Origin of the sequence: Streptomyces mesophilus (assembly GCF_011044995.1) — a bacterium.
GTDB classification, from domain to species: Bacteria; Actinomycetota; Actinomycetes; order Streptomycetales; family Streptomycetaceae; genus Streptomyces; species Streptomyces mesophilus.
Genome location: NZ_JAAKZW010000046.1, coordinates 1 through 15043 on the forward strand (window position 1 = coordinate 1; position 15043 = coordinate 15043).

Below are 15043 nucleotides of genomic sequence, written 5' to 3' on the forward strand. Positions count from 1 at the left end.
ATCCCCCCGTCGACGCCCACCTGCTCCTTGGTGGTGACGCCTCGCACGCCCTCGTCCGGAGCGACCAGGCGCCCGGCGCGCTCCGTGCCCGCCTCCGGATCCACCGGCTCGCCCTCCCCGCCGGGCAGATCGCCGACCTGCTCACCGTCGACGCGGGCGCCGTTCCCTCCCACGTCCTCGGGTGCGGGCTGCGTCGTATCGGGGACCTCCTGCCGCAGCCGCTCGTCCAGGCTCCCGCCCTCGTTCTGCTCGGCCGCCGTGACGCCGGTCTTGGTGACGCCCAGCGGCTTCTCCGGGGGCGAGTACCCCTCATCGAGGATCTCGTCGTAGTCCCGTTCGTCCAGCGCGTCTTGGAGGTCCAGGGGCGCGGCGTCCTCCTGCTCCTCGTTGCTTCCGGTGGGCTGGTAGACGTCGTCCGCCATGCTTTCCTGGTCGTCGCTCATGACCGCCTCGCGTTCGTTCGTGTTCGGTCGCCGTAGGTGGGCGGAGTGATCGCGGTACCCGCGTACGGAGCGGTCATGCTTCGGACGCGGGCCGCGTGGGGCGGGGTGCGGGACCCGGCGGTTCGATCACCGGAGACTGACCGGGACGCAGCACGACCCGGCCGCCCCGCTCGCACACGACGAGCCGATCCCGCAGCTTCCGTTCCCGTGCCGCGTCGAGGAAGTCGACGAGCGGGGACTTCATCACGGTGTACTCCTCGTAGTGCACCGGCATGACCCAGCGGGGATCCAACTGGGCGGCGAACGCGGCGCCTTGGGCACCGTCCATGGTGACCAGGGACCCCCCGGGCAGCCGGGTGCCGCCCAGATGCAGGACGGCGAGGTCCATGCCGCGGCAGTGCCGGGCAACAGCGCCGACGACCGACGGCACCGGCATCGTGTCGCCGGAGAGGTACAGCCGCAGCTGCGCCGGGCCGTCGACCGGACCGAACTCCAGGAGGCTGCCCATGACCGGCGGCAGCAGCGTCCGCAGCACCCCGCCGCCGGCGTGCCGTCCCGGCAGCGCCGTGACCTTCACCTGGCACGTGCGGCCGGACACGGTGTGGCTCTGCCAGGTCCCCATCGCCACGGCCGCGCCGAAGCGGTGCCACCGGCGCAGTCGGCGTGCCGCATGCGGCGTGGTGAGCACCGGCAGCGACCGGTCGAGGCCGCGTCGCGTGACGCGGTCCCAGTGGTCGCCGTGCAGATGGGAGAGGATCACCGCGTCAATGTCGGTGGGGAGTTGGTCGACGCCCAGCGCAGGCTCGTGCAGGCGCCGGCTGGTGAGGCCGTGCCCGAGGTAGGCGCGGTCACCACGGTGCAGGAAGTTCGGATCGGTCAGCAGCGTCACATCTCCGTAGCGGATGAGGGTCGTCGCGTTCCCGATGAACTGAAGGTCCAGGTGCTGGGGCGGTGTCGGCATCATCGCCGCTGCCCTGCGCGGTGTCCCCGATCCGCGTCGGAGGCGCCGTCAGTCACCCCGGGGTGCTTCCTGCCGCCCTCGGCCTGCGACGGAGTCTGATCGTTCGTCATCTCGCTCCTCCCTCGTCAAGCGGTCCGTATCGACAAGCAGTCCGTATCGACGGACTGGCGCAGTACCCCGTGCACAGCACCGCATGCCACGTCGTACGAGGCCGGTCCAGGCTCCCTCTGGCTCCGGCTCGCCCCGCCGTGCGACGATCCAGCGCATGGCTATCCGCTACCCGTCCCCCTTGCGCCCCGGCGACCGTGTGGGTGTCACCTCGCCGTCGAGCGGGGTCGGGAAGGAACTGCGTGCGCGCCTCGATGTCGCCGTTCGTGACGTCCAGGAACGTGGATACGAGGTCGTCATCGGCCGATGCATGGACGGCTCCGGCCACATCAGCGCTCCGGCCGCCGACCGCGCCGCCGAGCTGATGTCGATGCTGACCGACTCCGCCATCAAGGCCGTCGTGCCGCCATGGGGCGGAGAGACCGCGATCGACCTGCTCCCCCTGCTCGACTGGGACAGGCTGCGGGCGGCAGAGCCCACCTGGCTCGTCGGGTTCTCCGACATGTCGACCCTGATCACGCCGATGACGCTGCTCACGGGCACGGCGACCGTCCATGGCAACAACCTCATGGACACGCCCTACCGCGTACCCGAAGGGCTGTGCTCCTGGCTCGACATCGTCGCCGCGCCCCCGGGCCACCGGTTCACCCAGCACCCTCCCGGTCGCCACCGCTCCCCCGGCTTCGACGACTACGCCGTCTTTCCCGACGTACGCGAGTACACGCTCGACGCGGCAGGCACCTGGACTCGCCTGGACGGGAGCGGCGAGGTGGAGGCCGAGGGAAGACTGATCGGCGGCTGCATCGAAACGCTGTGCAATCTCGCGGGAACGACGTACCTCGACATCTCCGCCTTCGCGCGCGACGAAGCACCGGAGGGGCTCCTCGTCTACGTGGAGGCCGCCGACAACGACGCGTTCTCCATCTGCCGCAACCTGCACGGCATGCGGCTCGCCGGGTTCTTCGACCGGGCGAACGCGGTTCTCGTCGCACGGACCGACGCACCGGACAACCGCACACTGAGCCAGCACGAGGCCGTCCTCGACGCACTCGGCTCCCTCGGCGTACCGATCATCGCCGACGTCGAGTGCGGCCACGTGCCGCCCTACATGCCGATCGTCAACGGAGCGTACGGCCGCATCGTGCACGCACCGGGCCGCGGCGAACTGACACAGACCTTGGGCTGACGCATCAGCCGGGGGTGGTCACCTGTTGCCGGGCGGTGCGCCGTGTTCGGGGCGGGTCAGGCGCAGCTGCGACTCGATCTCCTGGTCGCCGGAAGCGGCGCCGAGGTCGGCGACCACGAACGCGGCGTCCAGGGCTTCCCGCAGCCGCGCCACGGCGACCGGTCCGCCTTGCAGCGTCGCGGTGACCGGTCCTGCGAGCAGGACACCCGGGCCGCGGGCCGGGCTGTGGGCCGCGACGAAGCCGCCGGTCCACACCTTGGGCGCCGAGTCCCCGGTCTGCTGGGGCGTGCCGGCACCGCGGTCGGAGGGGAAGTGGGCCCGCAGGACGTTGAACACGGTGTCCGCGTCGGCCACGGAGCATTCGCTGAGCACGACCTGTACGTGATCCACGGACGCGTCGTCCGGGTCAGGTGCTGTCGGGTCGGGTGAGACGTTCACGGGGGTTCCTCTCGTGGGGGTGGCGGCGCATGGGGCTGGTGAGGCGCAGGGGTTCGACCCGTCACAGGGCGCGCAGTGCGGGCAGCAGCTCCTTCTCGGCCCAGTCGATGAAGGGCCGCTGGTGATCGCCGCCCACCTGCACCAGGGCGATCTCCGTGAAGCCGGCTTCGGCGAAGGGGCGCACCGCTTCGACGAACTCGTCCACGTCGTTCCCGCACGGGATCTTCTCCGCCATGTCCTGCGGCGTGACGTACTGCGTGGCACCCGCGAACGCGGTGGGGCCCGGCAGTTCGGCATTGACCGGCCAGCCGCCGACGGACCAGCGGAACTGGTCGTGGGCGCGGGCGATCGCGGCGTCCTTGTCGGGGTCGAAGCAGACGGGCAGCTGGCCGACGCGGGGCTTGCCGCTGCCGCCGTGCCGGTCGAACGACTCCAGGAGCTCGGCCTTCGGCTCAGTCGCGATGACGAGGTCCCCGAGCTCTCCGGCCAGCGCGCAGGACCGCTCGCCGGAGACCGCGATGCCGATGGGCGGAAGCTCGTCGGGCAGGTCCCACAGCCGGGCGTTGGCCACGTCGAAGTGGGTGCCCTCGTGGTTCACGTTGTCGCCCGTGAAGAGCGCACGGATGATGCCGACCGCCTCCTCGAACATGTCGAGCCGCACCCGGGCGGAGGGCCAACCACCGCCGACCACATGTTCGTTGAGGTTCTCGCCCGACCCGAGGCCGAGCCGGAAACGGCCTTCGGACAGGAGCTGCATCGTCGCGGCCTTCTGGGCGACGACGGCGGGGTGGTACCGGGTGGTCGGGCAGGTCACGTACGTCATGAGCGGGATCCGCGAGGTGGCCTGCGCCGCCGCACCGAGCACGCTCCACGCGTACGGGGAGTGTCCCTGGGACTCCAGCCACGGGAAGTAGTGGTCCGAGGTCACGGAGAAGTCGAAGCCCGCCCGTTCCGCGGCGACCAGATCATCGACGAGGGCCCTGGGGCCAGCCTGCTCGGTCATCATTGTGTAGCCGATTTGCACCATGAGAGATCGGTTTGCCGAAGAGATTCAGCTGAAACGTCTGACCGGCCGATGGGGTGGTGCGCCGCCCGACGCCGACACCTCACGGACGCTTGCGTGACCGGCCGCTCTCAGCCCATGACAACCCAAAGGATCAGGGCGACCACAGCCAGCGCGGCAAAGAACAGGGCCGAGGTCGCATTGAACCGAATCCAGGACCTGCCCTTTCGTCGACCATCGCACGTCTCCTGTCCTCGGCCGGTGCCAGTCCGAAGAAGGCCAGGCGGAGACTCTTCCGTGAATCGCTTGGCGCGTCTCCCACATGGCTACGTGTTACCGCTCGCGGCTACGCGACACCACATTGCCGGCCTTGCCCACCTTCTTCATCGCGTCGTCCGCCCAACTTGTCAGGGGGACTATTCCATCCGGGTCGATGCGGTTGACGGGGTCGCCTTCGGCGTAGCGGTAGGGGTTCTTCTCCTGGCCGGAGGGGTCGGGGCTGTTGACGCGGCCGACTTTCGGGTCGCACTAGCGGGCGCCCAAGTAGTAGATGGCCAGTGGGCTCTTGATGGCCACCCGCGAACCGGTAGGGCTGCGCCACCGCTTCCTTGATGATGGAGCGAGTAAATCCGCGGAGGCCGTACGCGTCGGCGAGGTACGTGAATACGCCGAGCGGTCTCCGCTCGGCGTATTCACGACTCTGACAGAGTTGCACCTTTTGACCCCTACTCACCACGCTTACTGAACCAGAAAAGCGTGGCCGCAATGAGAGATACAACCACTACAATTATGGCAATTTCAACGCCGCTTTGAGTTCCCCCGACTCCTACTGCAAGGTGCGGTGCGAGCATGATTTTCAGAACCTTCCTGGTCTACCTCTGACGATCAAGATGAAGAGAAGGGAAAATCCGATCACCAGAATCGCGATGCTCATCGCGGGATTGTCAGTGGGAACTGCCGCTACATGCATTCAAGTCACCTCCACGGCCACATAAGCCAGCTGCTGGCCGCTCCGAGGCCCCCAATACGAGGTATTCACTCCTCCCAACATGGTCTTGCTCGCCCGAAGAATATCCGTTGCAAGAACCACCTTTCCGCCGACCAGATTAACCATTGCCCCTCCAGCAATGGAGCAGGCGCTCTTGCCCTTCGCAATACCTCCAGCGACTTCCAGTCCAGTACCTAGCGCCGTCAATCCGAGGCTCACGGGCAGCACAGGTGCAGTCAATGCGCCTGCTAGGTCGTGTCCGCAAAGTGGTTGGCGCGTTGGTTTGTTCGTGGTGCGTCGTCATGAGTTGACTGATCAGGCGTGGGTGGTGGTTGAGCCGTTGCTGGCTCCGTCGCGGATGGGCCGTCCTGTTCGCGATCGGCGGCAGGTGCTGAACGGCATCCTGTGGAAGTTGTCCACCGGGGCCGCCTGGCGGGATCTTCCCGAACGCTATGGGCCGTGGAAGACGGTCTATGAACGCTTTCGCCGCTGGTCGGCCGATGGCACCTGGGACCGGCTGCTGGCCCACGTCCAGCAGCACTCGGATGCAGTCGGCGCCATTGACTGGACAGTCGTGTCGGTCGACTCCACGACCGTGTGGGCCCACCAGCATGCCGCCGGGGCGCGAAAAGGGGGCTCTGGCCGGGCGAGGCAATCGGCCGCTCCCGCGGCGGACTGACCACCAAGATCCACCTTGCCTGCGACGGCGCAGGCAGATCCCTGGCCTTCACCCTGACCGCTGGAAACGTCAACGACTGCACCCAGTTCGAGGCGGTGATGGCCCGCATCCGCATCCAACGATGCGGGCCCGGTCGACCCCGTAGCCGCCCCGACCTGGTCGCCGCGGACAAGGGGTACTCGTCCGCCAAGATCCGCACCTACTTGCGCAGGCGAGGCATCAAAGCCGCGATTCCGGAGCGGATCGACCAGATCAACGGCCGTATCCGACGCGGCGAGAGCCTCTGCCGGCTCGACCGGGCGGCCTACCGGCGCCGCAACACCGTCGAGCGCTGCTTCAACAAGCTCAAGCACAACAAAGCCCTGGCCACCCGCTACGACAAACGCGCCCGCCACTACCAAGCCATGGTCACCATCGCCTGCCTACAACTCTGGCTCCCCTGACTATGCGGACACGACCTAGGCCGACAAGTTGCCCCGCCCCCGACAACGCATCCCCGAGGCTGAGTGAGAAGAGCCCGTTGGGTCTATGCGGTTGACGGGGTCGCCTTCGGCGTAGAGGTAGGGGTTCTTTTCCTGGCCGGAAGGGTCGGGGCTGTTGAAGCGGCCGAACTCTTCTCTCCATACAACCGCCGCTCATCCAGGCCCGGACCACGGGCCCGCCCTACGACTGCGGCGGGCCCGTCGGCCGGTCAGGACGACTACTTGCGCCTTCTCTTGGCGGACAGCAAAGCGGCGGCGACGATGACAACTATCAATATGCCCCAGAGCCAGACAGGAAAGTCAGGACCTGATGCACCACGCGCCAGTATCTGCATGTTCACGGGATTCCTCTCATGAAGTGAGCGCATCCGAAGCAGCACCTTCGGCGAGCTGCCCCGCACGGTAGGAAGCGAGGAAGCAAGCGCCGCCAACGGCGAATCCTCCCAGCCCTGCAGTAGGGGCGGAAACAGCAGCGGTTAGCGCACCGCACCCGGCGCTCGTCAATGCGCCAGCAGCCAGTCCGATGGCCCCCGCCAGTGCGCCCTTGTAGTCGCCCTTACTGATATCGCTTGCAATACCGGCGACGTCCACGATGTCGAACGCCTTCCCCACCGCGTCGAAGAAGGCAAGCCCCGTGGGGTCGATTCGATTGACGGGGTCGCCTTCGGCGTAGAGGTAGGGGTTCTTTTCCTGGCCGGAGGGGTCGGGTTGGGTGAAGCGGCCGATGTTGGGGTCGTAGTAGCGCGCGCCGAAGTGGTAGACGCCGGTGGGGTCTTGGTGGCCGCCGGCGAACCGGTAGGGCTGCGGTACGGCTTCCTTGGTTGTGGACCGGGTGACGCCGCGCGGACTGTAGGCGTACGTGTTCACCTTCGCCCCCGCTTCGTCAGCGAGCGCAACGACGGAGCCGAGGGCGTCGGTGAGGTAGAAGTACGCCTTTCCACCCGTGGTCATGGAGTTCAGAGTCCCCCGGGGTTCGCGGTTGAATCCCATGTCCACGCCACCCGTGGTCTGCGCGGACAGGCCAAGGGGCCCGTTGTGGAAGGTAGTTGCGCCTAGCTTGATGCGCTCGGACTGGTCGGTCGAGCCGTACTGGCCGGCATAGGTCGTGCCGCCGACGGCGAGTGAGGTGAGCTGGGAGAAGCCGTTCCACTGCTCAGCGGTGCGGGTGCCTTCCGGGGTGGAGGCGCCGGCGGTTTCGTTGCCGGCCTTGTCGTAGGACCAGTTGGCGCTGGAGCCGTTCTTCGCGGTGATCTGGCTGGCGTCGTTGATGGTGTAGGTGGTGCCGCGAGGGCAGCCCTTCTCCACGCCCTGCGAGGTCAGGTTCCCGGCTGCGTCGTAGCAGTACTGCCAGGACTCGTTGAGTGCGTCGCCCTTCTTCTCCGCCGCGTAGGAGAAGCGACCGGCGCTGTCGTATTCGTAGGTGGTCTTCAGCCCGGCGACGGCGTCGGTGCGGGTACGGATCTTGGTGCCGTCTTTGGACGCGGTCCCACCCACGGGCACATAGGCGTAGGTGTAGGTCAAGTTGACCAGAGTGCCCTTGGCGGAGGTCGCCTTGATGGTGGTGGGCCGGTCGGACTTGTCGAGCGTGATCTCTTGGATGATGTTGCCGGGGTAGGTGGTGTTCTTGCGGGTGTCGTTGTTGTTGTACTCGTACTTCGTCAGCCGCCCTTGCGGGTCTTTGAGTTCGCGCAGGTTATTCGCGGCGTCGTAGGTGTAGTCGACGAGGCCGGCGGGGTCGCGATAGGTGTCGACGTTGCCGGCGGGTGTGTAGGTGAGCTGGGTCTGCGCGCCGTTTTGCAGGGTGCGGGTCGTCTCGCGGGACAGTGGGTCGAACTCGTACTTGATGGTGCCCGTCGCATCGTCGCGCTGGCGCAGGTTGCCGTCACCGTCGTAGTGATACGTGACGGTCGTGGTGCCGGTCTTGACCTGCTTGACCCGGTCACGATTGTCATAGGTGGTCTCGACTGTGGTGCCGCGCCCGTCGGTGACGGTCTTCGGTCGGCCGAGTTCGTCGTAGGTATACGTGGTGACACCGAGGGGTGCGGGTGGGGTGACCTTGTCGAGGTTGCCCTTGGTGTCGTAGTGGAACGACGTGACCTTGCCGCGGGCGTCCTTGACCGTGCACCGCTGGCCCTCGAAACCACCACAGGTCGGGGTCGCCTTGTTGTACGTGAACGACTGCGTACCGCCGCCCGTGCCGCTCACTGCCACGGTCTCGGTGTTGCCGGACGCGTCGTACGTGAACTTCTTCTCCTCGCCGTCCATCGATGTCATGGACGTGGGCAGATCAGCACCGGAAATCGTCTGGTACGGAGTTGCCGCTGCGGTCGCGCCCGTGGGCAGCTTCGCGGAGCGGGCGTTGTTGCGGCCGTCCCAGCCGTACGTTGTTACGTTTCCGCCGGTGCCGCCAACACCCATGGCGTCGGTCGCGGTTGCGACGTTGTTGTTCGCGTCATACGTCTTGGACCGCACATGCTCGAGCGGATCGGTGGTCTTACTGACCTTGCCCTCCGCGTCGTGCTCGTACTTCGTCGCGTGCTGCTCCGGGTCGGTCACCGTCGTCATGCCCGCCGCCGACGGATCGGTGTTGTCGTACGCGTAGGTGTACGTCGGCCCAGTGTGGCCGGAGCCGTTGAACTCGGTAGCTCGCAGCATCGAAGTGACCCGGTTCTGGCCGTCGTAGGTGAAGACCGTCACCCGCCCCTCCGGCGTCGTGATCTTCGTCAGGCGGCGCGAGGAGTCGTACTCGAAACTGGTGGCCTTGCCCTCGGTGTCCGTGGTCTTGGCCAAGTCCCCGGTCGCATTGAGGTCGAAGACGGCGGTGCGGCCGGTGTGGTCCTTGGCCTGCCACTGCGACGCATCCGTCTTGACCAGGTCCACCCAGCGCCCGGAGCGGGTCTCGGTGACCTTGAAGCCCTTGTGCTCGGTGCCGTCGTCATGCTGAGTGATGGTGATCTCACCCTTGTTGCGGTCTGTCACCTTCATCAGCGTGCCGTGCTCGTTGTACGTGTCCTTCGACCCGCCCTTGCGGGTGGTCAGCGTGAAGGTGCCGTCGGCGTTCTTCTTCAGGTCCTTCGAGTAGCCCTTCGGTGTCTTGTAGGTGCCGTCCGCGTTCTTTGTGAACGTCAACGACTCACCCGTCGCGTCATAGATGACGACCTCAGTGTCGGTGATCTGCGCATAGCGCTCGTAGCCCTGCCACCAGCGCTGCGACACCTTCCCCCACGGCGCATCAAGGGAGTTGTACGTCCGCGTGAGCTGCAACTGCTGCCCGACCCCGGCGATGTCGAAGTCGGTGCCGGCCAGCATCAGGTTGCCGGTCGAGTAGTTGATCCGCGCCACCAGCGAGTCGGTGATCCGGAAGTCCTTGATCTGGTGGAACGGGACATCGCCCTGGCCTTCGGGCACGTAGGCCAGGGGTACGGCGGCGCGGCCGGCGGATCCGTCGGCGCCGGTGGCGCGGCGCTTCTGCGCAGCACGCCAGTCCGCACGCTCGCCGGACAACGCCGCCTCGGCACGAGAGGCCACCGGCTTCGTCTTACCGACCTTCACCTCGGGCGAGGCGAACCTCGGAGCATCCTTGCCCCACGCCGAACCCGGGCCGGGGTCGGGTGCCGGCGCGGCCAGTGCGGGCATCGCTCCGGCCGTCAACACGATGGCGACCGTGGCCGCCAGGACGCTTCGTCTTGCTTGATTTCTGGCGCGTCTGAGCGACGCGCCCGGAGCACGTGAAGACATGCTTCTCCTCAGGCAGACAGGTCCCGGTGCTCCCCATGGCCACCGGGAACCCGCAGGCAACCACCACCCCAAGAAATTCGCACGTATTTTCGGATCGGTTGCGGCGGCTTTCGGACTTTCCCGCCACGACTGCACTCCACAAACGGTCTGTTCAGAGCCAGTTGTCGGCCCAACAGCAGCAAATTCGGAGGCGGGGAGGTCACGCGCTCGACCGAAACCGACCCATCACCCCGCGACAGAAGCCCGGCCGCCGCCGGGTCGGCGCGTCACCCAGGGTTCATGCTCGGCGAGGACGCGTCACGGGCCATCCGCACGGGCTCCCCCGAGCCGTCCGCCGGGACCGACCAGACGTCCGACGAGCCGCGGGTACGTCCCGGGAGGGCGTAGGCCACGGTGCGGTTGTCGAGCCAGGCGGCCTGGTCATCGACGCTGCGGGTCTCGGCCAGTGGGGTGTCGCGCAGGGTTTTCAGGTCGAGGACGTGCAGCTGCCATGGGCTCGAAGTGCCTTCGCGGACGCGCTTCTTGTAGGCGAGGCGCGTGCCGTCGGGGGAAAGCGAGGGGCATTCGACGTTCTCGCGCAGCGTGCGGGCCGTCCAGGCGTTCAGGTCTCCCTCCACCAGGTACGTCTTGCCGCGCGTGGACAAGGTGGCGTAGAAGCGGTTGTCGTCCCGGGCGAAGGTGATGCCCCAGTAGTTCAGGTCGGATGCGCTGTAGCGCTTCTTGCCGAGGGTGAGCTGGAGGGTCTCCACGTTCTTGATCAGATAGCCGGTCCTCGTGTCGAGGATGCCGCTGCGGGTGGAGAAGGCGTTGCCCGCGTACGAGTCACCGCTGACGAACACCGTCCAGGAGACCATCCGGCCGGAGGGCGAGACCCGGGCGCGGTTGGGGGTTCCGCCGAAGGTGACGGTGCGCTTGGGATGCAACTTGCGGTCGAGGACGACCGCTTCCGACCTGGGCGGGATGCCCGGTCTGGTGGTCAGGCAGACGGCGCTGCTGCCGCTCGCGTAGAAGCGGCGGCAGGTGAGTCCGGTTTCCTTCAACCGCCGGCCGTCGAGAGCGGAGACCGTTCCCCCCGCCGTACGTATATAGAGGCCGCGGGTGTTGTCGATCGTGACGTTCGAGGCTCTGGCGGTGGGTTCGTTCCGGTCGGTGGCTCGGACCGTGTAGACGACGGCGAGGGCGGCGAGCAGCGCGCCGGCGAGGGCGACGGCGCCGATGCGCGTACGCAGGGAGAGGGTGTGGGTCATCGGGGCTCCGTCGGGCGCGCGGGCAGCAGGAAACGGGCGGTGAACAGGGCGGCTGTCAGCGCGACGGCGGCGAGCGCCAGGGCGGTGTCCATGCCCCAGACCGTCCACGTGGCGCCGAACAGCACGGAGGCGAGCAGACGGCCGACCGCCTGCCCCGACTGCAGCAGGGCAAGACCGGCCGCGCGCTGCTGCGGGGGAATGGCCGGGCCGCCAAGTGCCATGAGGACACCGTCGGTTGCGGCGTAGAACGTGCCGAGCAGGAGCAGCACGGCAGCGGTCAGGGGCCACCCCGTGGCCGGGGAGTACAACGCCACGTAGGCGCCGAGCAGGCCCAAGTGGCCGAGCAGATAAGGGATGCGGCGTCCGATCCGGTCGGCGATGCGGCCGATCGGCACGGCGAGCAAGAGGTAGACGGCCGCGCTGCCCAGCGGGAGCAGCGGGAAGTACGCCGTGTCCAGGTCGAGGCGTTTCTGCAGGACGAGATAGAGGAAGCCGTCGCCGACCGAGACCAGGCCGAGGAGGGTCGCCGTGGCCAGGACGCGACGGAAGGCCGGGGCGGCCGGCAGCCGGAGCACCGAACGCAGCGACGGCGCGGGCGAGTTACACGTCGTACGAGGTGAGCGGCCCGGCACGAAGGCGTACAGCAGCAGCACGCCGAACAGGCCGAAGCAGAAGCTGACCATGAACACCGCGTCGTAGGCGTCCGCCGTCAGCCAGAGCAGTGCGAAGGCCGCGAGCGGGCCGAGCAGCGCACCGGTCGTGTCCATCGCCCGGTGCACACCGAAGGCTCGGCCGAGCTGCCGTTCGTCGCAGCTGAGCGAGATCAGTGCGTCGCGCGGCGCGGTGCGTACGCCCTTGCCGACCCGGTCGGCGGCGAGTGTCGCGGACAGGGCCGCGGTGGAGCCGCCCGCGAACAGCAGGCCCAGTTTGCAGAGCGCGGACAGGGCGTAGCCGGATCCGGCGACCAGTTTGTGGCGCTGCCGGCGGTCGGCGATGTGCCCGCCGGCCAGGCGTACGAAGGCGGTGACGCCGTTGTAGAGCCCGTCCAGGAAGCCGAACTGGAGGGGGTTCAGGCCGAGGCCGAGCACGAGATAGAGGGGAAGGACGGCGGTGACCATTTCGGAGGAGATGTCGGTGACCAGGCTGACCGCGCCGAGCGCGACGACGGTGGAGGCCACCCGGGTGCGGCCGGGAGCGGGGGCGGTACGGGCGGGGGCGTTCGACGGGCCGCCCCTGCCGGCGGCGAGATACATGGGGACTCCCCGAGGGGCGCCCCGGACTCGTCCTCGCAGGAAGGGCGGGCCCGGGGCGCCGGTGGTGGCCGGTCAGTGGCAGGAGTAGGTGGGGCTGGTGTCGAGCACGGTGCCGTTGGTCTCGACGAACTGGGACCGGAAGCCGGTGTCGGTGAAGTCGAGCTTCACCACGCCGAACTTGTCCCAGATCCGCTTGGCGCTGTTGGGCTGGACGGTGTCGCCCTGCCCGTACAGGTCCTTGCCGCCCGCGCCGCCGATGATCTCGACGATGCCGTTCGGGTCGGCTTGCGCGTCCCGGGTCTGCGGGGCGAACCGCTCGTAGTGGTGGTCGTGGCCGTTGAGCACCAGTTCGGCGCCCGCTCCCTCGAGCAGTTCCCAGACGGGCCGGCTGACCGGCACGTTGCCGTGGTCACCGGAGCTGAACAGCGGCTCGTGCCAGTAGGCGGCCACACACTTCTTCCTGTTCGCGGCCAGGTCCGCGGCGAGCCAGTCCATCTGCTCGTCCTCGTCGAACCGGTTGGAGTTCAGCGCGATGAAGTGCCAGTTGCCGCGGTTGTACGAGTACCACATCTTGCCCTGCGGGGTGGCGCGGGAGCCGAAGTACTCGCGGTAGGCCTTCTCGTCCCGGTTCTCGTAGTCGTCGTACGACTCGTGGTTGCCGGGCACCGGGTAGGTGGTGGCCTTGAAGCGGCCCCAGGACTTGTCGTAGTAGTTCTGGAAGTCCTCGATGTGGGCGTCGTCGTACTGGTTGTCGCCCATGGTGATGTAGAACGCCGGGTTGATGGCCGCGGCCCGGTCGGCGGTCTTGAAGTGCTGGCAGTTGGCATCGCTCTGCGTGCACTGGTCGGCGATGTCACCGGCGCCCACCACCGTGAACGCTCCGGTGGGCGGGTCGGTGGGGCCGGGGCCCGAGCCGGTGGTGCCGTACGCCTCGACCTCGAACAGCGAGTAGCCGTAGGCAGTGCCGCGGACCGTGGCGTACACCCGCAGGTAGCGGCCCTTGCCGTTGAGGTTGGTCCACTCGTCGGTGCCGCCGTTGCCGGCGCTCTCGGTGGCGAGGCGGGTCCAGGTGGTGCGGTCGGTGGAGATCTCGACGCGGTAGGCCTTGGCGTACGCCGCCTCCCAGAGCAGTTTCACCCGGGAGACGGAGGCGGCTTCACCGAGGTCGATACGGATCCACTCGCGGTCGTTGCCCTCCTGGCTGGCCCAGCGTGTGGTCGTGTTGCCGTCGACCGCCTTCCCCGGGGTGAGCGTCGCGTCCTCGCTGGAGGACGCGGCCACGGGCTTGCCCCGGGATATCAACTGCGGCTCTCCGCCGCCCGGTTCGCTCGGCGAGGGGCCCGGTTCGGTCGGCGTGGGATCCTTGGTGATCTCGAAGGGATCGCCGTAGACATGCCAGGACAGTGGGGTGTTCAGGCGGAGGTTGCCCTTGTTCAGGAAGATCCGCTGAGCGGTGTCGACCCGGCTGGTGTCCTCGTGCGCGGCCTCCTTCTTCATCTCCTCGACGCGGGCGTCGAGGAACGCGTGCAGATACTCGGTCTCGTTGCCGCCCTCGGCCGGTGTGTCGGCGTTCGCGCGTGCGTCGGCGCGGATCGAGTCGAAGCCCGACTGGCCGTGCATGACGATGGCGTCGTAGTAGATGAACTGGCCGAGCTCTTGGACCTTGTCGCTCTTGGCCCGGGAGACGGACGGATTGAAGTAGACACGGTCGCGCTCGTGGTGCTGCGCCTCCTTGAACGCAGTGGTCTGCGCGGCTTGTTGCCACGCGCTGGTGAAGCCAGGGTCGAGGCCCTCGTGCGAGTCGGAACCGTCGACCTCGCGCAGCGCCGGCAGGTACTTCGCGAGGGGATTGTTCGGCACCTGCTGGGTGTAGTACTCGACGAGTTCGAGCATGTCGTGCGTGCCCGAGCAGAAGCCGACGATGCCGGCGGTGTAGCCGCGGCCGTCGCCGATGTCCTCGATGTAGTCGTACTGCTCCTTCCAGTCGAGGGAGGAGTTCTCGGCGCTGGAGACCAGTTGCATGGCGATCTCCTTCTTCACCGGGTCGTCGAGCCCGGTGGGTGCCGCCGCCTGACTGGTGCTCAGGAAGATCACCGCGGGGACGGCGGCGAGCACCATGGCGAGGGCGATCCTGAAGCCGCTCTTACGGCGGCGGCGGTGGTCGGCGGTGTGGTGGTCGATGGTGCGGTGGTCGGTGGTGCGGTGCCGCGATCCGGACGGCGCCCATCGCCGTCTCGGAGTGGGGAGTGGCATGCGCTTCTCCGGTTTCTCGTCTGGCCGGAAGCCTGCTCGTACGCAACGGTTGGCGCGCTGCGACGCGCGGGCCCGGCAGGGGGAGTTCGGGGCTACATGGCGGTGCGGAACCGTGGCTTGAGGTGCGGAACCCCGGCCGTCCCTACCGGCGTTGACTGATAGGAACCTTTCCTTTCTATTGGCTGCCCGCGCTCCTCCGCAAGACATGTGACAGCAGGGAACCGAAGGACTTCCAGAAAACCCCGGCTACCGGGAATGTATTTA

The 15043-nt window shown here is 67.8% G+C and carries 9 protein-coding genes and 4 pseudogenes; 2 read left to right on the forward strand and 11 right to left on the reverse strand.

What is annotated here, in order from left to right; translation table 11 throughout:
* Positions 1 to 443: hypothetical protein (locus tag G6045_RS14145; RefSeq protein WP_165332291.1), on the reverse strand; the 443-nt coding region annotated here is incomplete at its 3' end.
* Between the two features lie 73 nt (positions 444 to 516).
* Positions 517 to 1407 carry an MBL fold metallo-hydrolase gene (locus G6045_RS14150; protein ID WP_165332292.1) on the reverse strand — a complete coding sequence of 297 codons (891 nt, stop codon included), beginning with the start codon at positions 1405 to 1407 and terminating at the stop codon, positions 517 to 519.
* A gap of 262 nt (positions 1408 to 1669) precedes the next feature.
* Between G6045_RS14150 and G6045_RS14155 the strand changes: the two genes are divergently transcribed.
* The gene (locus G6045_RS14155; protein WP_165332293.1) at positions 1670 to 2698 is read left to right on the forward strand and encodes a S66 family peptidase; all 1029 of its coding nucleotides are present in this window, start codon (positions 1670 to 1672) and stop codon (positions 2696 to 2698) included.
* A gap of 18 nt (positions 2699 to 2716) precedes the next feature.
* Here the strand turns inward: G6045_RS14155 and G6045_RS14160 are convergent, their stop codons facing one another.
* From G6045_RS14160 to G6045_RS41430, 3 genes and pseudogenes are all read right to left on the reverse strand, one after another.
* Positions 2717 to 3136, reverse strand: a complete 420-nt coding sequence (locus tag G6045_RS14160; protein WP_328707771.1) for a hypothetical protein — start codon at positions 3134 to 3136, stop codon at positions 2717 to 2719.
* Between the two features lie 61 nt (positions 3137 to 3197).
* Positions 3198 to 4163 (reverse strand): LLM class F420-dependent oxidoreductase, encoded by a 966-nt coding sequence (locus G6045_RS14165; RefSeq protein ID WP_165332294.1) that lies wholly within the window; start codon positions 4161 to 4163, stop codon positions 3198 to 3200.
* 309 nt (positions 4164 to 4472) lie between these two features.
* Positions 4473 to 4616 (reverse strand): annotated as a pseudogene (locus G6045_RS41430) (hypothetical protein); the annotation flags it as partial.
* Between the two features lie 803 nt (positions 4617 to 5419).
* Here G6045_RS41430 and G6045_RS14175 point away from each other — a divergent pair.
* Positions 5420 to 6249, forward strand: a pseudogene (locus G6045_RS14175) (IS5 family transposase).
* A 15-nt stretch (positions 6250 to 6264) separates the two neighbouring features.
* On the opposite strand, the pseudogene G6045_RS42375 reads toward G6045_RS14175, so the two are convergent.
* From G6045_RS42375 to G6045_RS41440, 6 genes and pseudogenes are all read right to left on the reverse strand, one after another.
* Positions 6265 to 6417 (reverse strand): annotated as a pseudogene (locus G6045_RS42375) (RHS repeat-associated core domain-containing protein); the annotation flags it as partial.
* A 222-nt stretch (positions 6418 to 6639) separates the two neighbouring features.
* Entirely contained in the window at positions 6640 to 9924 is a 3285-nt protein-coding gene (locus G6045_RS14185) for an RHS repeat-associated core domain-containing protein (protein WP_235967889.1), read from the reverse strand.
* 368 nt (positions 9925 to 10292) lie between these two features.
* Entirely contained in the window at positions 10293 to 11273 is a 981-nt protein-coding gene (locus G6045_RS14190) for a TolB family protein (RefSeq protein WP_165332295.1), read from the reverse strand.
* Positions 11270 to 12526 (reverse strand): MFS transporter, encoded by a 1257-nt coding sequence (locus G6045_RS14195; protein ID WP_165332296.1) that lies wholly within the window; start codon positions 12524 to 12526, stop codon positions 11270 to 11272. Before G6045_RS14195 ends, G6045_RS14190 begins: the two co-directional genes overlap by 4 nt.
* A gap of 72 nt (positions 12527 to 12598) precedes the next feature.
* Positions 12599 to 13807 (reverse strand): discoidin domain-containing protein, encoded by a 1209-nt coding sequence (locus tag G6045_RS41435; protein WP_328707774.1) that lies wholly within the window; start codon positions 13805 to 13807, stop codon positions 12599 to 12601.
* Positions 13808 to 13891: 84 nt separating this feature from the next.
* Positions 13892 to 14707, reverse strand: a pseudogene (locus G6045_RS41440) (chitosanase); the annotation flags it as partial.
* Positions 14708 to 15043 lie beyond the last annotated feature (336 nt).